This window comes from Helicobacter marmotae, from assembly GCF_003364255.1.
In the GTDB taxonomy this organism is placed as follows: domain Bacteria; phylum Campylobacterota; class Campylobacteria; order Campylobacterales; family Helicobacteraceae; genus Helicobacter_C; species Helicobacter_C marmotae.
Genome location: NZ_NXLR01000001.1, coordinates 202,365 through 225,961 on the forward strand (window position 1 = coordinate 202,365; position 23,597 = coordinate 225,961).

A 23,597-nucleotide genomic window follows, 5' to 3' on the forward strand; every position below is an offset into this window, starting at 1 on the left:
TGGGGAGAGATTTGGCTAGAATTTTACCTAAGAAGTGCTAAAATATGCGAAAAATCACAGAGGTTTCAATGGTACAAAGAGTAAAAACAAAACAAATTTTTGTAGGAAATGTCCCTGTGGGGGGCGATGCACCCATTAGCGTGCAAAGTATGACTTTTAGCAAAACCCATGATATAGAAGCTACAAAAGCTCAACTTGATAGATTATATTTTGCTGGGGCAGATATGGTGCGCGTGGCTGTAAGTGAGCAAAAGGACGCCGATGCACTAAAGGCACTTAAAGCAGTCTCTCCCTTGCCTTTAATTGCTGATATTCACTTCCGCCATAAATTTGCCCTCATTGCAAGTGAAAGCGTAGATGCTATCCGCATTAATCCGGGCAATATCGGCACAAAAGATAGAATCAAAGCGGTAGCAGATGCTTGCAAGCAAAGGGGGATTCCTATCCGCATTGGCGTAAATGGCGGGAGTTTAGAGAAGCAATTTGATCAAAAATATGGTCCTACCCCTAAGGGAATGGTGGAATCTGCCCTCTACAATATCAAGCTTTTAGAAGATTTTGGCTTTAGCGATATTAAGGTCTCGCTGAAAGCAAGTGATGTCCCCCGCACTATGGAAGCCTATAGAATGCTGCGTCCTTTGGTGGATTACCCCTTTCATTTGGGTGTAACAGAAGCAGGGACTTTGCCTCACTCGATGATAAAAAGCGCAATGGCATTAGGCGGGCTGCTTATGGAGGGCATAGGCGATACGATGAGAGTATCTATCACAGGGGAGCTTGAAGAGGAAGTTAAAGTCGCGCGTATGATTTTGCAATATTCTCATCGGCAAAAAAGCGGCGTGAGTATCGTATCTTGCCCTACTTGTGGGCGCATAGAGGCAAACTTAGTCAAAATGGTGCAAGCAGTAGAATCTCGCACAAAGCATATTAAAACCCCCTTGCAAATTAGCGTAATGGGCTGTGCGGTGAATGCTTTAGGTGAGGCAAAGCACGCAGATATTGCCATTGCCTTTGGCAATAGAGATGGCTTGATTATTAAAGAAGGCAAGATTGTTTGCAAACTCAAAGAAGACGCGCTTTTAGAGCGATTTATCAGCGAGGTAGAGGATTTAGCGCGCTTAAGAGAAGAGAGCACACAATCTTAAAGGAGGGAGATTATGTCAATACACGATACACTCCTCCCCATGCTCCAATCTGCTAAAAATGCTGCCGCCCTGCTTGCAAAAAGCGATGAAGAGGTGCGAAAGAGCGCACTCTATGCTATGGCAGAACATATAAGGGCACAAGAGGCTGCTATATGTGAGGCAAACAAGCAAGATTTAGAGAATGCCCAATCTCTGCCCATAGCTATGCAAAAGCGCCTTGAGTTGAATACGCAAAAGGTCTTAACTCTAGCAAAAGCTATAGAAGAAGTCGCGGAGCTCCCCGATGTTTTGGGCAAAATCAAAAACAAATGGACTACAAAAGCAGGGCTTGAGATCACACAAATAAGCGTCCCTCTAGGGGTAATTGGCGTGATTTATGAATCTCGCCCAAATGTTACAAGCGATGTGGCAAGTTTATGCTTTAAAAGCGGTAATGCCTGTATCTTAAAGGGCGGTAAAGAAGCCTATCATTCTAATAGAGCGATTTTTGGTGCGTTGCAGAGTGCCCTCATAGCTTGCAATCTCCCTAAAGAATGTATATGTATGATAGAAGACACTTCACGCGAGGCAATAACGGAGTTTGTCAAAATGGATAAATATGTGGATTTGCTGATACCACGGGGAGGAGAGGGGCTTATACATTTTGTAAAAGAGCATTCACGTATTCCTATTATCAAGCATGATAAAGGCGTATGCCATACCTATATCCATAAAAGCGCATTTTTACCTATGGCTACTCAAGTAGTCCTTAATGCCAAACTTAGCTACCCTGCGGCATGTAATGCCTGTGAATGCGTGCTTATAGATGAGGCTTTAGCACAAACCTTCCTCCCCACGCTTATAGAATCTCTTCATCAGCACAATATAAAAGTAATGTTTGAAAATGAAGAGCTTTTACATCTCTTTGGCAATGTAAGCGATGGTTTAGCAGATTTTGAGCGCGAATGGGGCGATAAAATCATTAATCTTAAAATCGTAAGCGGGATAGATGAGGCTTTAGCGCATATTGCGCGCTATGGCTCGGCTCATTCAGAATCTATCATCGCTCAAAACACAGATATACAAGAGCGGTTTTTAAACGAAGTAGATGCGGCGTGCGTGTATGTCAATGCCTCGACACGTTTTAGCGATGGAGGAGAGTTTGGCTTTGGTGCGGAAGTGGGAATCTCTACTTCTAAACTCCACGCAAGAGGTCCTATGGGGCTAGAATCACTCTGCAGCTATAAGTATTGCGTGCGGGGCAATGGACAGGTGAGAGAATGAAAAACCTTAAACTTTCATGGCTGAGTTTTACTCTACTAAGCGCAGCTTTTCTGAGTGTTTTAAATTTTAATCTTCTTTGCTTCATTTATGCAAGTGTTGATAGTAGCGCGACTTTATGGCAGCATATTGCCTTTGTGCCTATGGTGTTTTTGCTGTTGTTTGTGATTTTGTGCGTGTTGCTTGTGCCTTATTTGAGTAAGCTTTTTATGATAATTTTTATCCTTATTGCTTGTGTGAGTGCGTATTTTATGAATGCCTATGGGGTGATAATCGACCAAACCATGCTAGAAAACGCGCTAAAAACCGATAGCAAAGAAGTAAGCGAGCTTTTAAATGTGAAATTTATACTTTTTGTGCTTTTTTTGGGAATCTTGCCTTGCTTATTTGTGGCTAAGGTGCGCATTATTTATGCGCCTAAAGGCATTAAACGCGCTTTGCTTACACGCATTCTTGCTTTTATCTTGGGCTGGGTTTTGTTGCTTCTTATCTTTGTCCCACAAACGCAGTTTTTTGTGCCATTTTTTAGACATTATTATCAGAGTGAATACTACACCACGCCTTTTTATCAAATCAAATCTTTAGTCAAACTCGTTAAATCCCACACTTTTATCAAGCCTCCGTTGGAGATTGTCGCCCCTGATGCCCTCATGGAATCCCACAAAGACAAAAGGCTTCTTATCCTTGTGCTTGGTGAGACAGCAAGGGCGGCGAACTTCTCACTCTTTGAGGGGGAGAGGGCAAGTGAAAATGATACAAATGTTTATACGCGAGATTTGGGGGTGGTGTTTTTTAATAATGTAAGCTCATGCGGGACTTCTACAGCAGTGAGTTTGCCCTGTATGTTTTCAGCCTCCACACGAAGTGCGTATAAAAATAGCGAGTTTAAAGAAAACGCACTTGATATTTTGCAAAAGGTAGGTGTCAAGGTGCAGTGGTTTGGAAACAACTCTGGGGGCTGTCAAGGTGTGTGCAAACGTATAGCATCTGTAGAGATGTTTAATGCAGATTATGATGGAGCTATGCTAAGGGATATAGAGGCAGCATTGAGAGATTCTCTAGGAGATGAGATTATTGTGGTGCATTTGCAGGGCTCTCATGGACCAACGTATTATAAACGATACCCCGATGAATTTAGGCTTTTCACCCCTACTTGCGATACAAACGAACTCCAAAAATGCACAAAAGAGCAACTTGTAAATACCTATGACAATACTATTGCTTATAGTGATTATGTGATAGCCCAGCTTATCAAAATGCTAGAGGATAAAGTTGGGTTTAGAGCTTCTTTGCTCTATATAAGCGACCATGGGGAGAGCTTGGGGGAAAATGGCATATATTTACATGCTATGCCTTACTTCCTTGCACCTAAAGAGCAAACCCATGTGCCACTTTTATTTTATAGCAATGATGGAGAGCTTATGAGAGTAGCAAAAGCAAGAAAGGACTATCATTTCTCGCATGATTTTATCTTTAGCTCTTTGCTAGGGTATTTTGATGTGCAAAGCAAAGTATATAATCCGCGTTTAGATATATTTTCTAATGATTTACAAGATGGGCATTAATGCCTTAAGACTTTTCTCTCACATACTAAAGAATCTCCCTCCAAACTCTCAGCTCTAGTGCCTGCATAGCAGGCGAAGAATCTCCCTTATATACTAACGACTCTCTCTTAGATAACCAAAAAGTGCGACTAGTGATTCTTGCAGAGATTCTTCGGCTTTTGCAAAGCCTAAGACATGACAACAAGTCCAACCCGCAAGACAAAATTACCTTGCAAAGGAAATTAGTTTGTCATTCTAAGCATTGCGAAGAATCTCTGCCCGAGTCACTAGTCGCTAAAAGAGATTCTTCACCCCTTGCAGGGGTTTAGAATGACAATAGGATTGAGATTCACTAGTTTTGTGAAGAGAGTTCAGTGGATAAGAGAGAAGATTCTTCGCCCTCTGTGAGGACTCTAAACATAACAAAAATGGAGAATCGTTGGTAATTTTTAGAGACCATTCAAGCTTCACCCAAAAACTTGACAATATATCCAGTAAAACATATCCTCACTTTAACTTTATCCTCCTTAAGGCAGGAGATTTAGCCCCCATACGCCCTCAAATCATTATGCTTTGGTGTGGAGAGATAGAGTGAGGCTTGATATTCTTTAGCGACTTGCTGCATATCCTGCCATAATCTCTCATAGCTTTGTTTTGCTTGATTTAAACCCATAGATTCTATATAGCTTTGAGGTATTTTAAAGCCCAAGTTTGCCTCATTAATGCTTAATGCACTTTTGATATGAAAAATCCCAAATACACCAAGAAACACTTGCACCTCATAACCTCCGGTATGTGTAATATCTCTAAAGGTTTTTAAAAATGCCTTTGCCGTTTTTGCTTCAAAAAGCGGTTGAGTGATGATAGCATTTACCCCTGCTTGGAGCTTTTCTTGCAGTTTTGCTTTGCCTATATTATCTTCTAAACTCCCGCTTCCACTGATAATATATATCTCCTCTCCTAGCTCTTGCCTGATTGCGTGAATCATCGCCTTACTTGTCATACTCTCTTGATTGTGCCTCTCTCCGCCAATAATCGCTATGTGCTTGAAGTTTGCATATCTAAGGGCTAGGAGCTGGGCGTAGAATTGCTCTACACCGCTTTGCCCGACATAATGCGCACCGCTTAGCGTGGGTATAAAGCTTATATCATCTATGGCTTGCTTTAAGGCATAGGAGGCTAGGAGTGAATCTACACTGGGGACTTGTCTTGGGTTTGTTGGAATGAGGATAAAATCTACCTGTTTTTTAAGATATGCTAATGCTCCCTCTCGCATGAGTTGGATTGTTGTTTTATCCTCATGCAAGCTCCTTGGTAAGAATTCAATCCCAAACATACCCTCTCCTCTTAATGCTAGTTTTAAGCCTACATGCTATAATCTTAAGCATTTTTTGCAAGTATAAGGATAATCTCAATGAAACTTGTTGTGTTTGATTTTGATTCGACTTTAATGAATGGAGAGACAATCGACATACTCGCCAAAGCCCATAATGTAAGCGATGAAGTCGCAGCTATCACTCATAGGGCGATGAGCGGAGAACTTGACTTTTATGAAAGTCTTAAAAAACGCGTAAGCCTCCTTAAGGGATTAGCATATAGCAAAGCCTTAGAGATTGCCCATTCTTTGCCACTAAATGATGGGGCACTTGCTTGCGTTAGGGCGTTTAAAAATCAAGGCTATAAGGTAGTGTGCTTTAGCGGGGGCTTTCATATCGCTACAGATTATTTTGCCAAACATTTAGGGCTTGATGCGAGCTTTGCCAATATCTTGCACCATAAAGATTCTATCCTTACAGGCGAAGTGGGGGGCGAGATGATGTTTGCTGATTCTAAGGGCTGCCTCCTTAGGCAATTACAGAATCTCCTCTCCATAGGGCGAGAAAATACTATTGTGATAGGCGATGGGGCAAATGATAGAAGTATGTTTGCTTATGCTGATGTGCGCATAGCCTTTTGTGCTAAAGATGTGCTTAAGGCAGAGGCAAATATCATCATTGATAAGCAAGATTTAGAGGAAATCCCCAAAGCCTTAAATATCCCCCTTTGTAAGGAGAGTAAATGACTATTAGTATTTTATGCGGTGGCTCGGGCACAAGGCTTTTCCCGCTCTCTCGCGAGCTTTTTCCCAAGCAGTTTGTCTCTCTCTTGCCAAAAGAAGATATGGGGCATTCACTTTTCCAAGAAACGCTTTTGCGAAACGAATTTTTGCTTCAAGCCCATAATGGGCAATTTCAAATCATCACCAATGACAATCACTATTTTATCGCCCAAGAGCAAGCCCATAAATGCGGCATAACTTTAGAGGATTTTATTTTAGAATCTTTAAGTAAAAACACCGCCCCAGCTTTAAGTATCGCCGCTTTGAGCGTGTATGAAGCCTTTTGTTTAAATAGAATTGAAGATGATATAATACTCGCTTTACCAAGCGATCATCTTGTGAAAAATATGCCTATGTATCAAAAAGCCATTGAAGAAGCCATTGCTTTAGCCAATAAGGGGTTTTTGGTTACATTTGGCATAATGCCTACTTCTCCCCATACGGGATATGGCTACATTAAGGCAAAGGATAATATCGTAGAGCAATTTGTGGAAAAGCCCTCACTAGAAGATGCGAAGGCTTATCTTGCAGATGGGCATTATCTATGGAATAGCGGTATGTTTTGCTTCCGTGCGGAGGTGTTTTTAAAAGAACTTAAAACCCATGCCCCCGATGTATATGAATCTTGCAAGCTCACTCTAGAAGCTTCTAAAGAGAGTAAAGGCTCGCATTTTATCCGCTTAGACAAAGCAATGAGTGCGCATCTGCCAAATATTAGCATTGATTATGCCCTTATGGAGAAAAGTCAAAAGGTAGCCTGTGTGTGCGGGGAGTTTGAATGGGATGATATAGGGAGCTTTGAATCTCTAAGCAAACAATACCCCAAAGATAGTGCAAATAATGCAAGTAAGAATGAATTTGTAAGCAAGGATTGTAGTAATAATTTCATCATCTCTAATAAGCTTGTGGCTGCTATTGGGGTAGATGATTTAATGGTTATTGATGAGAGCGATTGCCTGCTTATTGCTAAAAAGGGGCATTCGCAGGCTATTAGGGATATTGTCTGTATGCTTAAAGACTCTCACCCTGAGCTCACGCAAGTACACAGAAGTGCGCATAGACCTTGGGGGAGCTACTGCGTGCTTTTAGAATCTCAAAATTATAAAATTAAGCAAATTGTTGTTAAGCCTAAGGGTAGGCTAAGTCTGCAGAAACATTATCATCGCAATGAGCATTGGATTGTTGTAAGCGGTTCAGCTTATGTAACCATAGGGGAGCATAAGAGCTTTTTAAAAGCAAATGAATCAACCTATATCCCTATGGGGGAAGTACATCGCCTTGAGAATCCGGGTGTGCTGCCCCTTGTGCTTATAGAAGTGCAAATGGGCGAGTATTTGGGAGAAGATGACATTGTGCGCTTAAGTGATGACTATCAACGTTGCTAGAGCGAGCGTATAGAGTTTGTTTAAATAAGGGCAATATCAATCTTTGTTTGCACAATAGCCTTTAGAGTATCACCTCTTAGAGAAGCTAAGAGTTGGCACTTCGTGCGATTTAATTTTATCTTGTGATGAGAGGCATATCTTACTGCTAAAAGACGTTGGGGACTTTTTATCATGTTTTAGGGCTTGTAAAGCCCAAAAAATCTCCGTTGGAGTCTCTAGCAGATAGGGGAGATTCTTCAGGGATAAAGCCTTAAGGTAGCACCAAAGGATTCTCCCAAAGTGTGCCCCATCTCAAAAGGAAATAAATCGCTCTACTTCCCGCCAAAATGCACTAATGCAGAGCCCCATGTAAAGCCCCCACCAAAAGCATCAAGCAGCATTAAATCACCATATTTTAAGCCATTTGCCTCATATACATCATTCATCGCCATAGGGATAGAAGCAGCCGAAGTATTACTATATTTTTGCACAGTCAGCACAATCTGCTCATCATTAAAGCAAAGCTGCTTGCCTACGGCATTAATAATGCGTAAATTCGCCTGATGAGGGATAAAATAAGCAATATCGCCAGCACTCAAAGCATGTTTTTGAAGCATTTCATTGACATTTTGAGTGAGTGTTTTCACAGCGATTTTAAATACTTCTTTCCCCTCCATACGTACTACGCTTTGATTCTCTAAATCTTGCTTGGATGGCACCATAAAGCCCGTGCATGGACGCGGGGTATATAAAAGCTTCTCATAACGTCCATTTGCGCCCGTATGGACATCAAGGATAGCCGCCTTAGGGTCATCACTCGCGCCTATAACGCAAGCCCCGGCACCATCGCCAAAAAGCACACAAGTATTTCTATCGCTAAAGTCAAGTATGGAGCTAATTTTCTCCGCACCAATAATAAGCACATTTTTATATGTTTGAGATTCTATAAACGATTTTGCAAGGCTAAGAAGATAAATAAACCCACTACAAGCCGCGCTAATGTCAAATGCGGGTTTATTTTCAATCCCTAGCTTAAAGGCTGCAAGGCAGGCAGTGCTAGGCATTGCAAAATAATCTCCACTCAGTGTTGAAACAATCACTGCATCAATATCGCTTGCTTCTAATCCCGCTCTTTGTAAGGCAAGTTTGCCCGCTTCGTATGCGAGATCACTTGCCTGCTGAGAGGGAAGAGCAAAGTAGCGGGTCTTAATGCCTGTACGCTCTACTATCCATTCATCATTTGTATCCACAAGCTTTTCAAAATCAGCATTACTTATGCAAGTAGGCGGGACATAAGAGGCGATTGATTTAAGCGAGGCATACAACATATCTAATCCTTTTGGGTATCTGCTTTGGAGGCAAAAACAGCTGTCAGCTTGGCACAAATATCAGATTCTAAAGCATGGAGGGCTTGATAAATGGCGCATTCAATCGCACGCGCATTTGAACTCCCATGGCTAATAATCACAACTTTTTGCACGCCAAGCAAAGGCGCTCCGCCATATTCACTATGGTCCATTTTTTTCTTCAATCTTCTAAATACACCGCGTAAAAATAAAGCCCCAAACATGGAGCAAATGCAAGATTTAATCTCCTCTTTCATCACAGAAGTAATGGCAAATGCCACCCCCTCGCTGGCTTTTAAGACAAGATTCCCACTAAAGCCATCACACACAATAACATCAACACTGCCATTAAAAATATCTCGCCCCTCCACATTGCCCTTAAAAAACGCAAAAGGCTTAAGGAGCTTAAAGGTAGCCTTAGTTAGCTCATTACCCTTATTATCCTCCTCACCATTGCTTAAAAGCCCAACTCGAGGATTCTCAAAGCCTATGACATTTTTAGCATATTCATAGCCCATAATCGCAAAATCCACCAAGTACTCACTTTTGCAATCTGTGTTTGCCCCCGCATCAAGGATAATGCTTGGCATATCAGTGATATTAGGCATAGTAGTGCATATTGCTGGGCGCGAGACGCCCTTAATGCGTCCAATCTTTAAAGTCGCTAAACTCATCGTAGCCCCGCTATGTCCGGGAGAAACAAGTGCATCTACTGCGCCTTCTTTAAGCAATTCTGTAGCTTTGAAAATCGAAGATTCTGTGCGTTTGGTCGCACTTGAGGCGGATTCTTCCATGCGGATATAATCTGTGCAATGCAAAATCTCTACGCGCCCTTTGAGTTTAGATGGTATAAGTGGAGCGATTTGTGCTTCATCGCCGACAATCACAGCAGCAAACTCTTTGGCTTTTAATGCTTGTAGCACTCCCTCCACAATAGGAGCTACTCCATTGTCTGCGCCCATAACATCTATGGCTATTTTTAGCATGCACACTCCTTTTGGAAGCTGGAATTACTTATAGTTCCCTGTAAATTTATTGATATGATGAGGCATTTTCCAACTCCCATCTTTATCTTTTATAGGTCTTGCAAGAGCTACTTTATAATGTGTGCGTCTTTTTGCCGCTCGTGTTTTACTTACGCGTCTTTTAGGAACTGCCATATATACTCCTTATTCATCTTTGGTGTGATAATCGCTTCGAATAGATTCAATCTCACTTTCCAAAATATAATGTAAATCAACAAAGCCATCAAAAAACTCGACAACCTCGAAGCTATCAAGCCTTTTACTTTGGCTTTGCATATCCCAGAGCCCATCTGAAATATACAAAACCAAAGGGTAGGCAAGCCTTTTTGCATAGAGCTCGCCGCTTACATCGCATATAAGCTCCAACTCCCCACAAATATCCGCCCTCAATCTTAGCATTTGGGAATCTATACGTTCTATCTCCCCCTCTAGTGTAATATGCTCTGTGATTGTCTCGCCCTGAGATTGGATACTAAGGGCTATAGGTTTAGGTGTATGAGAAATTTTTCTCATTGCGATTTTCAACTAATATATCTCCCGCTCACTGAAGAAAAAGGCAATTTCATTTTTCGCATTCTCTAGGCTATCGCTGCCATGTACGGCATTAGCGTCAATGCTTTGAGCAAAGTCTGCCCTAATAGTGCCCTTTGCTGCTTCTTTAGGATTGGTAGCACCCATAAGCTCGCGGTTTTTGCTCACGGCATTATGCCCCTCAAGCACCATAACCACTACTGGTCCGCTTACCATAAACTCCACCAAATCCTTAAAAAATGGTCTTTCTTTATGGATAGCATAAAATTGCTCTGCGTCTGCTTGAGAGAGTTGAAGCTTTTTAAGTGCGGCGATACGGAGGTTGTTACTTTCAAATCTATCGATAATTTTACCAATAACTCCATTTTGAGTAGCATCAGGCTTGATGATTGAGAGGGTTCTTTCCATACATTTCCTTTTTGTGAGTGTTAAAACTTCAGATTATAACCAAAAAAATTCTAAAAATGCTTAAAATGAAGCATCTTATACTTCATCTCTGTGATATACCAATCTTGCAATGTATCAATATCTTGGGCTTGCATAGGATCTAAAACCAGCACATCTGAATGCTTTGCAAAAATGGGGAGATTGAGAGTCCACGCACTCACCCTCCCCCAATAAAACTGCCCCGCATCATGAAAAAGCTGCTCTAAATCCTGCGAGCGCGACAAATAATGCTGAGAAAACAACATTTCTATAGTATTTCCCCTCACATAAAAGCTCCTGTGGGGATTATACTCATAAGCCACAGCCCCAAAGCAAAAAAGCTTATTACTATCTTGCAATAATTTATGAAGCGAATCTTCCAAACTCGCAGCAGATAAAAGCGCGGCGGTAGGATAAATCACACAAAGCAAATCATCTTGCTCTAACTCAAGCATTTGCACCCCATGTGCTGCTACTAAACTTGTCGGTGTGAAGTCATCACTCAACTCATCTGGTCGCATAAAAGGCACGCTTGCGCCATAGCTTTGAGCTATTTTGGCGATTTTAGCAGAATCTGTGCTCACTACTACAGAATCAAAAAGTCCGGATTCTAAGGCGATTTGCAAAGGATAGGCAATAATAGGCTTGCCACAAAAATCTTTGATATTTTTATTGGGTATTCTTTTGCTTCCACCCCTTGCTGGGATAAGGGCTACTTTTTTCATAACTTAAAATGGATAAAGCGATTCAATACTCTCGCTCAAAGGCTTTTTGTGATTGGTTTCACTAATAGGACCTAATGATGTGTAGGCGATTTTGGCATTGGCTATATGCTTGCTTTGCACAACATTGTCTTTATTAATATCAAAAGAGCGCACTACACCGCTAAGCTCTAAAATCTGCTTCTCACCATCAACAAGCACTTCTCTACGTCCATGTATGAAATACGTATTATTGTCCAAAACTTTCACAATACGTGCCGTTATAGTCGCATTTAAGGCTTCGCTTCGCGTTTGTGCTCCTCCCCCTTGGAAGTTTGATGTATTGTTTGCTTTAGTGAGATTATAGGCTGCTTGGTCATTTAGCTCTTCTATGAGTTGTTTATGCTCCTCATTATTGCCCATATATTGTATAGAAGGGGGTGTTACATTCCCTCCGCTTGCGCCATTATAGTTTCTATTAGTGGTAAAATTCGCATTTGCATTTTCAGAAATAACCACCGTGATTAAGTCATCTGGCTTCATCGCTCGCCTATCAGAAAATAAAGGTCTATCTCCACTGCCAAATAAACTCCCCGCACGAGGCAACTCGGGTATATCATTATCAGCAGATTCTCTCTCCTCTACCCAATCTGGAGCATTAAAGTCAATGCTCGCCTCAAAGCCAAAAGTATGCAAGAAGCAAAATATCAAGGCACATAAGATTCTAGACATTCTCTATCCTTATTAAAGAAACTTAATACACACAGCCAAGCAAAGCACATTCCATTAAGTTTAATTTACAACAAACCAAAAAACTTTGATTACAATATGAGTTTGCAAATAAGGAGCTATTGTGAATCGATATATCATTCAAGGCATTCTTGCTATGCTTTTTTCTTCATTTTTATTTTCCCTTATGAGCGCAGAAGCAAAAGTCCTTATGCAAACTCTCCCCGCTATGGAAGTGGCGTTTTTCCGTGGTTTTACTATGTTACTTTTACTCCTCCCCATTCTTATTAAATCACCGCTTAAAAGCCCGAAGCACAAAAATGGTGGCTGGTTTTTTCTGCTCTCTCGCTCCATCACCGGAGGGCTAAGCTTTATTGCATTTTTTTATAATATTGCTACCATATCGCTTGGCACAGCCACAGCCTTTGCTCAAAGTATGCCCCTTTATATCGTGCTTTTATCACTTATCTTTCTTAGAGAGCGCTTTAATCTAGGGGTTATATGTGCCACAATTATAGGCTTTGGGGGGATTTTGCTTATATGCAATCCTCAAGTTGAGGGCATAGGGATTCTCAACATTATCTTTGGCATTATAAGTGGGCTATGCATGGCTATTGCCTTTCTCAACTTGCGTGCGCTCAAAGATTATTTTAATGCGTGGGTGGCGGTGTTTGCTACAGGTGTGGCGATGAGCCTTATTACCCTTGCTATTTGGCTATGTAACATAGCACCATTTAATAATGCATGGGCTATGCCTAGAGGGCTAGAGTGGCTTCATATTGGCTTACTTGGGATTTTTGGCACACTTGGGCAGCATTATCTTACGCGTGCGTATATGCTAGCTCCTGCCGGGATAGTCGCACCTATTGATTATACACGTTTAGTTTTTAGCATCTTTCTTGGAATCTTGCTTGGAGATAGCTTACCAAATCTCACCACAAGTGTGGGCATAGTGCTTATTGTACTCGCTGGGATTGGAGTGGGGCTACCTATCTTGCTAGCAGATATGAAGCATTGCACAAAGCTTTCAAGTTCTTTTAGGGCAAAAGAGAGTACAATCCCCGCCAAAAAGCCTAAAAAGGATAGCTAATGCAGACTATATACCAAAAAGCAATGCTTGCTAAAAAAAGGCTTGAAGATGTTATTATGCCCTCTGCATTAAGCTACGCACCTATGCTCTCCAAACTCGCAGAAGCAGAAATCTACCTCAAAAAAGAGAATCTCCAACTTACAGGAGCGTTTAAGATACGCGGAGCGTTTAATAAAATAGCCTCGCTCATAGAAAAAACCTCGGAAAAAACCTCTGGGGCTATAAATGGCGTTATTGCCGCAAGTGCGGGGAATCACGCTCAAGGTGTCGCTTACGCGGCAAAGCACTTCAACCTCAAAGCCATAATCGTTATGCCTGAAGCCACACCACTACTTAAAGTAAGTGCGACCAAAGCCTTAGGGGCAGAAGTGGTGCTAAGCGGGGATAATTATGATGAAGCATATACAAAGGCACTCCAAATCGCTAAGGAGAAGAATCTTGTTTTTATCCACCCTTTTGCTGATGATGAAGTGATTGCTGGGCAAGGAAGCATTGCTTTAGAGATGATTGAAGAGCATAAAGATATAAATACTATAGTCGTGCCTATAGGCGGGGGAGGGCTTATTGGCGGGATTGGCAGTGTGTATAAGCAAGCCTGCCCCCATGTGAAAATTATCGGTGTGGTAGCAAGCGGGGCAGATGCGATGATGCGTTCATTTAAGAGTGGGCAAATAGTCAAGGTAGATTCTGTGCGGAGCATTGCTGATGGCATTGCTGTACGTGATGTAAATGAATCTAACTTCAAGCTTTTGCAACATTGTGTTGATGAGATTGTGAGCGTAGATGATGAAGAAATTGCTAATGCTATTTTATTCTTATTAGAGAAGCAAAAGCTTGTGGTTGAGGGAGCTGGGGCAGCAAGTGTAGCAAGTGTGCTACATAGGAAATTCCACATACAACCAAAGGATAAAATCGCACTTATTTTAAGCGGAGGCAATATAGACATTACTATGTTAAGCGTGATTATCGAAAAGGGCTTGCTTAAATCTAAACGCAAAATGAAACTCCAAGTAGTCCTTGTAGATAAACCCGGTAGCCTGCAGGGACTCACAGATATTCTTAGCTCTGTAGGGGCAAATATCGTGCAAGCAGAATATGATAGAACTTCTGTTATGCTTAAATATGGCGATGCGCTTATTACCTTAGCGCTTGAGACAAAAGGTGAAGAACATCAAATCCTCATACGCAATAAACTCAAAGCCCAAGGCTATGTCTTTAATGAAATAAGCTAGGAATCTTATGCTAAAGCTCACTATACTTAAATCGCTCAAAGGTGCTTGGAGGCAGTATAGAGATTCTAACTTGCGCACTCATGTGCTATTTTGCCTCATTTTAGGCATAAATCTCTGCCTTTTACTCCTTGCCTGTGCTGATATGAGCATTCATCACGCCGAAGCTGCTGGGGTGTTTTATTCTGATAAATTAGCCTTTGTGCTTGCGAGGTTTTCTATGGAGCTTTTTGGGCAAAATGACTATGCCTTGCGTGCTCCTTTTATATTAATCCACGCGTGCAATATGTTCCTTTTGTACAAAATCTCAAGAATCTATCTTAAAAAACCACGAGATTCACTCATTGTTGTTTTGATTTACGCGCTTTTACCCGGGGTGATATTTAGCGCACTGCTTGTGAAAAAAAGTGGGTTAATTATCTGCATAACCCTCCTATGCTGCCTCTATCAGCTCAAATTCCATAAAATGCCCTATCTTATAATGCTACTTGCTGCCTGCATTGATGAGAGCTTTGCCATTTTATTCTTTGCGCTCTTTTTCTTTGCGCTTAAAAACAAAAATACGATTGGTATGTTTGTATCACTCCTGCTTTTTGCACTCAATATGTATTTGTTTGGCTTAGACTTTTCTGGTATCCCGCGCAATCACTTTTTATCAAACTTGGGGCAGATGGCGCTCTTTTTCTCTCCGCTTTTATTGATATATTATTGCTACACGCTTATAAATGCCCTCAAAAAGCAAAACAACATACTTGTAGATATTGGGGCTACTGCTATGTTTTTTGTCATACTCCTCTCCATACGTCAAGATGTGGATTTAGAGAGTTTGTTTCCCATGAGTGTTGTAGCACTTCCTGTGGCTGTGAAGCACTTTTTTTCTGATATGAGAATCCGACTAAGCCCATTTAGAGCAAGCTATGTTAGACGTTTTGGGATAATCTTTGTCTTACTTTTTGCTCAAAGCTTTGTGCTCTATTGCAATAAGATTCTCTATCTTTTTGGAGCACAAAATCACTTTGCAAGCTCATATTACATTGGAAAAGATATTGCCAAAGCCTTGCATGATCGGGGGATAGAGGCTATTGGTGTGGGAGAGGGCAAGCTTGGGCTTGTGCTACGATTCTATGGGATTGAACAAGCCCAAAGCCCATACTTGCTGCCTGTGCAAGATCTCAATCAAACATATAAAGATGAAATATCTATTATCTATCTGGGTAAAAAGATAGCAGCCTTTGTGATACTTCCATCAAAGCAAAGCCCCCATATAGAATCAAAAAAGCCAATCCCCACAAAATGAAATTTTTTGAATACATTCTCGCACTAAGCTTAGTACTTATGCTCTTTTATATCGCACCCAAAACGTATAACCACTCACTTGAAATTGCACATAATAGCCTCTTAACACATCTTCAAACCCTCCACCTCACTGCCCTAAGTGATGATAGCGCCTTTCTCCAAAGTGCAGATACGCATGATATGCTCCAAAGCTACCCATCGCTGAATGCCCAATCTTTGCTCACACATCATCATAATGCTATGTGGCAAGTGCATTTTCACCTTGGCAAACTCTATACCACCTATAGCTATAGCCTCTACATTGACACCCCACGCCATGCCAAAACCACACATTTTGATTCTCGCCCTATGGCGGGAGATATTATCCTTAAAAATATGGATAGAAAATGCTTGAGTGCTTATAATAATACCAACACCGCCCAAGAGTGTAAAAACAATGCCCTAGCCCTTGTGCGATTAGGCGAATATTTTGGCATAGAGCATATTTTAATAGAATCTGATACTTTCTGTAAGGAGCGAGAGAGCGCACGAGTATATTTTGATAGATATGGCTCGCCCTATTGTGGGAAAATCCCTACCCCATTACAATCTCCCTTTAAAGTAACTCTGCTTAAAAAGGGTGTAAGCAAAGCTGTGTGTATATTGCCTAAAAGTGGGAGAATTACACTAGAGTGCTAATTTTTCTTGCCTCAAATGCTCCATAAGCTCTGTGGAGCGCTGCTCTAAAAGTGTGAGGCTATGGATAATGCTTTGTGCATTTTGCTGACTTAGAGGCTGGGAGAGGAGTTTGATTGAATCTTGTGCGCAAAGGAGCATTTGCTTTTGTAAGCCCTCAATCCCCTTTGTATCTGCGCCTAGCTCTTTGAGATTGCCCTCTTGTGAGAGAAGTTCACCTAGTGGCGAAATAGAGGCAAAATCAAGCATTTCTTTATTGAGATTAAAGCTCAAATATAAGCTTGACTTATACACAATATGCTCTAATTTTCCAATGCTTAAAAGCAACTTTTTTGAAGCTTTAGAAAATATGACAAAAAGATTTGCTGTATCCTTTTCTAACGTGTCAAACACTTCATTAAAAGCCTCTGTAGCCTTATAGCTTTCTTGGGCAATATCTTCAATCTTACTCGAACTCTCTGTGATTTGAGCAATCTCTTCAGTCATAGTTTGCACCACAACAGATATATTATTGGTCGCTTCATGCGTGCGCTCTGCTAACTTTCTCACTTCATCGGCTACTACAGCAAAGCCCCTGCCATGCTCTCCAGCCCTTGCTGCTTCAATAGCGGCATTAAGGGCTAGAAGGTTGATATGATCAGCAATATCAGAAATAACAGATAAAATAGAGGAAATATCATTTGATTTAGCCGCAAAATTATGAATAATATTGCTATTTTCAGTAACCAAAGCAGCAAGCGTGCTAATAGAATCTGTAACAACCCCTACATCATGTTTAGAATTTGCAGAAAGCTCCTTTATATCCCCTACATTTTCATAAACATGCTTCATATACATAAAGTCCTCTTCTAAACCGCTACTAATGAGCCTTAAATCTGCATTTTGATTCCCCAAACTCATATCCATAAGTGATTTTGCAAGGGCATTTTTGACATTATCTTTTGCATTTTGTTCAATGCTTGCAAGGGCTTGATTAATAGTAGCAATATTACTGCAAAAAGCCCCGCTAAGCCCTGCTCCAAATGCCTTACGATAGAATCTCCCCTCTTGTGCACAAGAGATAGAGGCACTAATCTCGCGCATAAAGGCTTCAAGATTATCAATAAGGATATTAAGATTATTGGCAAGCTCATGCAAATCTTTATCTACATTAATATGCAATATACGCCCCTCAAACTCACCGCGAGCATAACTTCTTGATAAATGAATAATCCCTTGAATAAACTGCGCCCTCTTAGCAAATCTATAATACCCCAGCAGCGCAAAAATAGCAATAAAAGCATAAATGAGACTATGCCACGATAGCCCGATAAAAACTATATCTACACCAATACCCACAAACGAAGCAAATACTATGAGGATAATCATACTTTTCATCGCCCAAACCTTTATTTTTAATTGCAACATTGTATATTTTTTGGTTTAAACTAAGCTATGATAATAAATATTATTTTAAATGTTATAGAAGATTGTATAAGTGGTGGACGCGCAGAGGATCGAACTCTGGACCCACTGATTAAGAGTCAGTTGCTCTACCAGCTGAGCTACGCGTCCTAAAGCCTAGTAAGCCCTGCTTAAAAGGACAGAGGCATTATACTTCATAGAATTTTAGTTTTTGCTTTAATACATCTCCATAGCCTAAGAGCTTAATCATCTAAGAGAGGTGATTACTTGCCTTGCAGAGCTTTAGCAAAGCCCCATTCATAAGATTATTGCTCTTTGCTAAGTGGAGAGAGGTAAGATAAGTGAAGAATCGCTCGTTATTTTGTCGCCTCTTGCGGGGCTTTGAGCGCGAAGAACCTCTATGGGCGACTGGCGATTCGGGAAAAGATTCTTCACCCCCTAGCGGGGGTGTGATGCCAAACTCATTTCCTTTACAAGAGGGTAAGCCTACTCTATAAGGTGGCCAAGTTTGTCATGTCTTTAGTCTTGCGAGAGCTAGGCTAAAGAATCTCTTACTAAAGACTCCCATAGAGCTTCTTCACTTCGCTCATGCTAGCCCACTAGAAGTTCTAAGCTTAAATTTGGCTTTCTGGCAAGAGTTTTGAGATCATCTTAAGCAATCTCGTCCAAATATTTGTATCAGGGGGATAGGTAAAAATCTGCATTTCTCCATTATGCTCACCCTCCCAATATGTTTTTCTCCCTTTTTCATACACACGCCATGCACTTTGAGTATCCTCTATCAAGTCCTCTTTAAGTGCCTTAGCAAAATGCACATTATCAAAAATCACTACAGATTCTGTATTTAGGTTTAAAGAGCGGGGGTCGAGATTAAAGCTACCAATCCAAGTAATAGTATCATCAAAAATAATACTTTTACTATGTAAAGACGCTTTAGACTTTGAGATCTTATCTCGCAATTTTGATTTACCCTTGCCAAAATATTGATATTCATATATTTTAGCCCCCGCTCTTAAGAGAGCATTACGATACCTCTCCCACGCCGCATATACCACAAGCGAATCTGTCGAAGCAAGGGAGTTAGTAAGTATTTGCACTTCTACTCCACTCTCAAGCAAAGTATCAAAAATCTTCATACCCTCTTGGCTTGGGACAAGATAGGCAGCAGAAATATAAAGATTGCGATGCGTGCGGGATAAAATCTCAATAAGAGCCTTTGCGATAGGCTTAGGGGTTTGAGAATCTTGTATTTTTTCAGGTTTATCGCCAATATACATAGCCTTACCCCAATAGAGCTCTCTATGCTGATATTTGTCTATAAGCATTTGTATTTCTTCTTCATATTTTTCCCATTGGGGGTGCTCTTTTATCTTCTCTATAGAAGCCCTAAATTTCTTAATAGGAGTCTTAAAAGGCAAAAGTGCCACGGGAATGGAGCGATGAAAATTCCAATATTCATAAAAGTTTTCTTTGGCATCAAGGGCTGCCTTACCGATAAAAAGCACATCTGTATCTACAAAATTTACATCAATATTTTGGTCAAAATAATTATCTGCAATATTGCGCCCCCCGATAATGAGCGTTATATCATCAACAATAAAAAGCTTATTGTGCATGCGGTGATTAATGCGATTGAAGTCAAAAACCATTTCAGGGTAACGTAGTAATCTAGAGCGATTCTTGTAGGGATTAAAGATTTTCACTTCAATATTGGGATGGGCATCAAGGGCTATAATGTCAGAAAAATCAGAATCTAAGCCATTATCATCAATAAGCATTTTTACCACAACGCCCCTTTGGGCTGCCAACCAAATCTCATGCATAAGGATACGAGAAGCTGTGTCATTCTTGTAAATATATGTTTGCAAGATAATGCTTTTTTCTGCCATACGTGCAAGATAAGCACGACTTAAAAATGCTGTAAGTCCATCGCTTACAAGCATACCTCCTGTAAGCGTGGGGTCATTTTTAAGCTTATTGGCATAAGGTAGGGCAACACTTGTTTCTAAAGGATCAAACACAGGACTAGGATTTGAGGAGAATGAATCGGGGTTTTTAATATCTTTTGTTGAAGCGACAATAGAAGAGCAGCCAGCAAAAACAAAAAGACATGCCAAAACAAATAAAGCGATATTTGTTGATGAGAAGATAAAAGATTGAATAAACTGCATAAACAACCCTAATGCCTCCTTAAAGGAGGCAAAACTATTTTTTCATACCTACGCTTACCATTTTTCTGCGTAAATATGCAATCTTGCTTTGCAAAGGAAGCTCTTTAGGGCAAGTATCATGGCATGCGATAAGGCTCATACAGCCAAATACGCCATCATCATTCCCTACAAGCTCATAATAATCCTCATCTGTACGCTCATCATGGGGGTCAAGCATAAAGCGCACAACTCTATTCATACCAGCAGCCCCTACAAAGTCTTCCCTCATCACTTTAGTAGCACAGCTTGCGATACAGCAACCACATTCAATACATCTATCAAGCTCAAAGACTTCATCGGCTACTTCTGGCTCAATAGGCATTTCTAGCTTTGAAATATCTGGGCTATGCTGAGTGTGTATCCAGCTTTCAACTCGCTTTGTCATACCTGCAAACCATTCACCTGTATTGACACTTAAATCCTTAATAAGCTTAAACGCAGGGAGAGGCATAAGCGTAATCACACCATCGGGGAAGTCTTGAGTAAGGGTCTTGCAAGCAAGTCGCGGACGCCCATTAATCATCATACCACAGCTTCCACAAATCCCCGCACGACATACAAAGTCAAAGCTCAAATCAGGGTCTTGCTGCTCTCTAATCATACCCAAAGCAATGAAAACCGTCATAGAGTGAGTTTCCTCTAATTGATATTCACGAAAATGTGGCTTAGAAACCGCACTTTGTGGGTCAAACTTCAACGCTCGAATGGTTAATATTCTTCCTTTTTGTTGTGTTGCACTCATTACTTATCTCCTAGTCGTTGATTTCTTGCTTTAAATTGTGGTTGGAGATTGAATGGCATTAACGCTTCTTGCAAGGCATATCTATCCCCGCCTTTAGCTTGAATCTCTTGGGTGATTCTATCAATCTCTGCTTGTCGAATAGCACTATTTGGGTGCTCTATAATCATACCCTTAGCCCCATAACCACGGAATCCCGGTGCAATTTCCATTTTCATAATATCCAAATCCTCATAAGTTACCGTTGGCAAAGTTTGATTTGGATCTTCCCAGCTTGTAAGTGTGCGTTTGAGCCAATTTGCATCATCGCGTTTAGGATAATCTTCACGCGTATGCGCACCTCGAGATTCTGTCCTATCAAGCGCACCTTTTGCAACACATAGAGCGATTTTAAGCATTTTAGGCGTGCGGTAAGCATCTTCAAGCTCTGGATTATTATGAAGTTTTTTGTTTTGCACGCGGATATTCTTACTGCGCTTGTAGAGCTCTTCAAGCTTATCTACAGCTTCTTGCAAACTCTTACCATCACGGAAGATACCTACATCATGGTCCATAATATCTTTCATTGCATTTTTTAGCACATACACATCTTCATTGCCTGTACTATTAATCAACGCATTTAAATAATCTTGTTGCTTTTGGACAAACTTTTCTAATGTAGCAGTTTGCACATCAATTTGTGCTCCTTGGCAATATTCCGTGAAATACTCGCCAATAATCATACCAGCCACTACCGCCTCACTCACAGAATTTCCGCCCAAACGATTAAAGCCATGTAAATCCCAGCAAGCTACTTCACCCGCAGCAAATAAGCCCTTAAGATAAGTCTCACCCCTATAATCAGTGCGAATACCTCCCATAGAATAATGCTGCATAGGTCGCACAGGCGCCCATACACCGGGAGTTGCAGGGTCAATACCTGCAAATGTTTTACAAATATCTTGCACATCGCGCAAATTTCGCTCAACATGCGCTCGCCCCAAAATAGAAATATCAAGCCATAAATGATCACCATAAGGAGATTTTACACCCTTGCCCTTGCGGATATGTTCAAGCATTCTTCTCGAGACCACATCACGGCTTGCTAGCTCTTTTTTCTCTGGCTCATAATCAGGCATAAATCGATACCCATCAACATCGCGCAACACACCGCCATCACCACGACAGCCCTCTGTGAGCAAGATTCCACTAGGGACAATAGGAGTTGGGTGGAATTGCACTGCCTCCATATTGCCAAGTTTTGCTATACCTGTTTCCATAGCTATAGCCGCACCTATGCCCTCACAAATTACAGCATTTGTTGTATTGCGATATACCCTACCATAGCCACCAGTAGCAAGCAATGTCCCCTTAGAGACATAAGCCATAAGCTCACCGCTTACTAAATCACGTACAACCGCCCCGTAGCACTTGCCATCTTGATGAATGAGTGCAATCGCCTCTTTTCTATCTTGAATATCCACGCCAAGCTTATATGCTTCATTAGCTACTGCATAAAGCATAGTATGCCCTGTAGCATCAGCGGTATAGCATGTGCGCCATTTTTTTGTGCCACCAAAATCACGCGAATGAATATAGCCATGTCTAAAGTCATCTTCGGTAATGGTTACCTTTTCACCATTGATAACAGCTGGTCTATCGCCTTTTTGGATTCTAGTCCAAGGCACGCCAAATCCGGCTAATTGACGAATTGCCTTAGGAGCAGTAGTAACAAACATTCTTGCCACATCTTGGTCGCAACCCCAGTCGCTTCCTTTCACGGTATCAGCAAAATGCAAATCCTCATTATCGCCATCACTTTTCACAGAATTTCCAAGACTTGCCTGCATACCACCTTGAGCCGCTGCAGAGTGGCTACGTTTGACTGGTACAAGAGAAAGCACAATGGTATTTAAGCCTGCTTGCTTTGCAGCAATAGAAGCCCGAAGTCCTGCTAAACCACCGCCAATAATCAAGGCATCACTATAAATCACTTTCATTATTTACCCCCAAATTCTTTTGCATCATAATATTTGTAGTCTATATTAGGGTCTGTCTGATTCATACCATAATACATATAAGCACTAAAAGTAGCTAATCCCAAAATAATAAAAAACGCACTCATAAACCACTTGATAGTGCGCAAGGTCTTTAAGCCTAATCCTTCAAACCACCCCCACTTGATACAAAGACGATAAAGCCCTATAGAAGCATGGAGCTCCACGGCAAAAAGAAGCACAAGATAGAGTATCCAAAAATGCTCACTCCAAAAGCGATATGCCGAACCATTTGGTCCAATAGTTTCAGGCTGAGTAAGCATGATAAAAAGATGTACGCTTGCAGTGAAAAATAGCACAAAGCCAGTCAGCGCCTGAATAGCCCAAAGCGATGTATCACTATGCTTCATAAGGTGCTTATGCACTCTTAATGCTAAAAACTGCTTATAGTTAATAGGGAATTTTCTCACAGCCAAAAAGGCATGCACCACAAGTGCTACAATAATCACCACAGCAACGCCGCTCACAATAAGTGGATTGCCACCTTCGATAAGAAAGCTACCTTCAAAGAATTTCGCAACAGCATGCATAGCTTCACGACTAATTAATATCGTAGCCACAAAAAACATATGCAAAATCATAAAAATGGCTAAAAATAGCCCTGTTGCACTTTGCCAAAAATCAAGCCTTGCTGGATTCTTGCTTTTCTTTCTTTGAGGTGTTACTCCTACGTAACTCTCAATTACCTTATCCTCTCGCATGTATCCTCCTGTTCGTAGTTTGACCTATCAAGCCCATACAAGTGCTCT

Annotated in this window: 24 protein-coding genes, 1 tRNA gene and 1 pseudogene; 11 read left to right on the top strand and 15 right to left on the bottom strand. The window is 41.1% G+C overall.

Translation table 11 applies throughout. The annotated features are described in order from the left end of the window. Window positions 1-44: 44 nt before the first annotated feature. The 4 genes from ispG (at window position 45) to CQA63_RS09365 (ending at window position 4,278) form a co-directional block, all read left to right on the top strand. Window positions 45-1,145 (top strand): flavodoxin-dependent (E)-4-hydroxy-3-methylbut-2-enyl-diphosphate synthase, encoded by a 1,101-nt coding sequence (gene ispG / locus CQA63_RS00940; RefSeq protein WP_411710099.1) that lies wholly within the window; start codon window positions 45-47, stop codon window positions 1,143-1,145. 12 nt (window positions 1,146-1,157) lie between these two features. Continuing rightward, entirely contained in the window at window positions 1,158-2,408 is a 1,251-nt protein-coding gene (locus CQA63_RS00945; protein ID WP_104699160.1) for a glutamate-5-semialdehyde dehydrogenase, read from the top strand. After that, a complete protein-coding gene (locus tag CQA63_RS00950; RefSeq protein WP_244916252.1) occupies window positions 2,375-3,970 on the top strand; it encodes a phosphoethanolamine transferase in 1,596 nt (531 codons plus the stop codon). The genes CQA63_RS00945 and CQA63_RS00950 overlap by 34 nt, the downstream gene beginning before the upstream one ends. Window positions 3,971-4,101: 131 nt before the next feature. Then, window positions 4,102-4,278, top strand: a complete 177-nt coding sequence (locus CQA63_RS09365) for a hypothetical protein (RefSeq protein ID WP_158655422.1) — start codon at window positions 4,102-4,104, stop codon at window positions 4,276-4,278. Between the two features lie 212 nt (window positions 4,279-4,490). Here the strand turns inward: CQA63_RS09365 and CQA63_RS00955 are convergent, their stop codons facing one another. Beyond that, window positions 4,491-5,285 carry a methylenetetrahydrofolate reductase gene (locus tag CQA63_RS00955; RefSeq protein WP_104699158.1) on the bottom strand — a complete coding sequence of 265 codons (795 nt, stop codon included), beginning with the start codon at window positions 5,283-5,285 and terminating at the stop codon, window positions 4,491-4,493. 78 nt (window positions 5,286-5,363) lie between these two features. On the opposite strand from CQA63_RS00955, the gene serB reads away from it, so the two are divergent. After that, window positions 5,364-6,011, top strand: coding sequence for a phosphoserine phosphatase SerB (serB, locus tag CQA63_RS00960; protein WP_104699157.1), 648 nt, complete (start codon window positions 5,364-5,366; stop codon window positions 6,009-6,011). Further along, entirely contained in the window at window positions 6,008-7,432 is a 1,425-nt protein-coding gene (locus CQA63_RS00965; RefSeq protein ID WP_104699156.1) for a mannose-1-phosphate guanylyltransferase/mannose-6-phosphate isomerase, read from the top strand. Before serB ends, CQA63_RS00965 begins: the two co-directional genes overlap by 4 nt. A 20-nt stretch (window positions 7,433-7,452) precedes the next feature. On the opposite strand, the gene CQA63_RS09630 is transcribed toward CQA63_RS00965, so the two are convergent. The 8 genes from CQA63_RS09630 to flgH form a co-directional block, all read right to left on the bottom strand. Then, on the bottom strand, window positions 7,453-7,605 hold the full coding sequence (locus tag CQA63_RS09630; RefSeq protein ID WP_170128347.1) for a hypothetical protein: 153 nt from the start codon (window positions 7,603-7,605) through the stop codon (window positions 7,453-7,455). Window positions 7,606-7,743: 138 nt separating this feature from the next. After that, a complete protein-coding gene (locus CQA63_RS00970) occupies window positions 7,744-8,739 on the bottom strand; it encodes a beta-ketoacyl-ACP synthase III (protein ID WP_104699155.1) in 996 nt (331 codons plus the stop codon). A 2-nt stretch (window positions 8,740-8,741) separates the two neighbouring features. Further along, window positions 8,742-9,743, bottom strand: coding sequence for a phosphate acyltransferase PlsX (plsX, locus tag CQA63_RS00975; RefSeq protein ID WP_104699154.1), 1,002 nt, complete (start codon window positions 9,741-9,743; stop codon window positions 8,742-8,744). A 24-nt stretch (window positions 9,744-9,767) separates the two neighbouring features. Continuing rightward, entirely contained in the window at window positions 9,768-9,917 is a 150-nt protein-coding gene (gene rpmF / locus CQA63_RS00980) for a 50S ribosomal protein L32 (RefSeq protein WP_104699153.1), read from the bottom strand. A gap of 9 nt (window positions 9,918-9,926) precedes the next feature. After that, on the bottom strand, window positions 9,927-10,307 hold the full coding sequence (locus tag CQA63_RS00985; protein WP_104699152.1) for a hypothetical protein: 381 nt from the start codon (window positions 10,305-10,307) through the stop codon (window positions 9,927-9,929). Continuing rightward, window positions 10,308-10,721, bottom strand: coding sequence for a nucleoside-diphosphate kinase (gene ndk, locus CQA63_RS00990; RefSeq protein ID WP_104699151.1), 414 nt, complete (start codon window positions 10,719-10,721; stop codon window positions 10,308-10,310). It abuts the gene before it with no gap. Window positions 10,722-10,771: 50 nt separating this feature from the next. Continuing rightward, window positions 10,772-11,464 carry a pseudaminic acid cytidylyltransferase gene (gene pseF / locus CQA63_RS00995; protein WP_104699150.1) on the bottom strand — a complete coding sequence of 231 codons (693 nt, stop codon included), beginning with the start codon at window positions 11,462-11,464 and terminating at the stop codon, window positions 10,772-10,774. 3 nt (window positions 11,465-11,467) lie between these two features. Further along, window positions 11,468-12,172 carry a flagellar basal body L-ring protein FlgH gene (gene flgH / locus CQA63_RS01000; protein ID WP_104699149.1) on the bottom strand — a complete coding sequence of 235 codons (705 nt, stop codon included), beginning with the start codon at window positions 12,170-12,172 and terminating at the stop codon, window positions 11,468-11,470. Window positions 12,173-12,293: 121 nt separating this feature from the next. On the opposite strand from flgH, the gene CQA63_RS01005 reads away from it, so the two are divergent. Genes CQA63_RS01005 through CQA63_RS01020 form a run of 4 tightly spaced genes read left to right on the top strand, consistent with a single transcriptional unit; the run spans window position 12,294 to window position 16,462 of the window. Continuing rightward, entirely contained in the window at window positions 12,294-13,259 is a 966-nt protein-coding gene (locus CQA63_RS01005) for a DMT family transporter (RefSeq protein ID WP_104699148.1), read from the top strand. Then, window positions 13,259-14,491 (top strand): threonine ammonia-lyase, encoded by a 1,233-nt coding sequence (ilvA, locus tag CQA63_RS01010; RefSeq protein ID WP_104699147.1) that lies wholly within the window; start codon window positions 13,259-13,261, stop codon window positions 14,489-14,491. Before CQA63_RS01005 ends, ilvA begins: the two co-directional genes overlap by 1 nt. A gap of 7 nt (window positions 14,492-14,498) precedes the next feature. Further along, entirely contained in the window at window positions 14,499-15,785 is a 1,287-nt protein-coding gene (locus CQA63_RS01015; protein ID WP_104699146.1) for a glycosyltransferase family 39 protein, read from the top strand. Continuing rightward, window positions 15,782-16,462: a hypothetical protein gene (locus tag CQA63_RS01020; protein WP_104699145.1), complete on the top strand. Its 681-nt coding sequence runs from the start codon at window positions 15,782-15,784 to the stop codon at window positions 16,460-16,462. Before CQA63_RS01015 ends, CQA63_RS01020 begins: the two co-directional genes overlap by 4 nt. A 420-nt stretch (window positions 16,463-16,882) precedes the next feature. Here the strand turns inward: CQA63_RS01020 and CQA63_RS10515 are convergent. Together CQA63_RS10515 and CQA63_RS01030 are read right to left on the bottom strand one after the other, a co-directional pair. Next, window positions 16,883-17,134: pseudogene (locus tag CQA63_RS10515) on the bottom strand (methyl-accepting chemotaxis protein); the annotation flags it as partial. Window positions 17,135-17,937: 803 nt separating this feature from the next. Next, window positions 17,938-18,013, bottom strand: a tRNA-Lys gene (locus tag CQA63_RS01030). Between the two features lie 221 nt (window positions 18,014-18,234). Between CQA63_RS01030 and CQA63_RS10315 the strand changes: the two genes are divergently transcribed. After that, window positions 18,235-18,360, top strand: coding sequence for a hypothetical protein (locus CQA63_RS10315; RefSeq protein ID WP_280524184.1), 126 nt, complete (start codon window positions 18,235-18,237; stop codon window positions 18,358-18,360). 117 nt (window positions 18,361-18,477) lie between these two features. Here CQA63_RS10315 and CQA63_RS01035 read toward each other — a convergent pair whose 3' ends face one another. Genes CQA63_RS01035 through CQA63_RS01050 form a run of 4 tightly spaced genes read right to left on the bottom strand, consistent with a single transcriptional unit; the run spans window position 18,478 to window position 23,549 of the window. Then, complete coding sequence (locus CQA63_RS01035) at window positions 18,478-20,034, bottom strand: phospholipase D family protein (protein WP_104699143.1); 1,557 nt, start codon at window positions 20,032-20,034, stop codon at window positions 18,478-18,480. Window positions 20,035-20,068: 34 nt separating this feature from the next. After that, window positions 20,069-20,815 carry a fumarate reductase iron-sulfur subunit gene (locus CQA63_RS01040; protein ID WP_104699142.1) on the bottom strand — a complete coding sequence of 249 codons (747 nt, stop codon included), beginning with the start codon at window positions 20,813-20,815 and terminating at the stop codon, window positions 20,069-20,071. Next, a complete protein-coding gene (locus CQA63_RS01045) occupies window positions 20,815-22,791 on the bottom strand; it encodes a fumarate reductase flavoprotein subunit (RefSeq protein WP_104699141.1) in 1,977 nt (658 codons plus the stop codon). Before CQA63_RS01045 ends, CQA63_RS01040 begins: the two co-directional genes overlap by 1 nt. Continuing rightward, window positions 22,791-23,549: a fumarate reductase cytochrome b subunit gene (locus CQA63_RS01050; protein ID WP_104699140.1), complete on the bottom strand. Its 759-nt coding sequence runs from the start codon at window positions 23,547-23,549 to the stop codon at window positions 22,791-22,793. Before CQA63_RS01050 ends, CQA63_RS01045 begins: the two co-directional genes overlap by 1 nt. Between the last annotated feature and the right edge of the window lie 48 nt (window positions 23,550-23,597).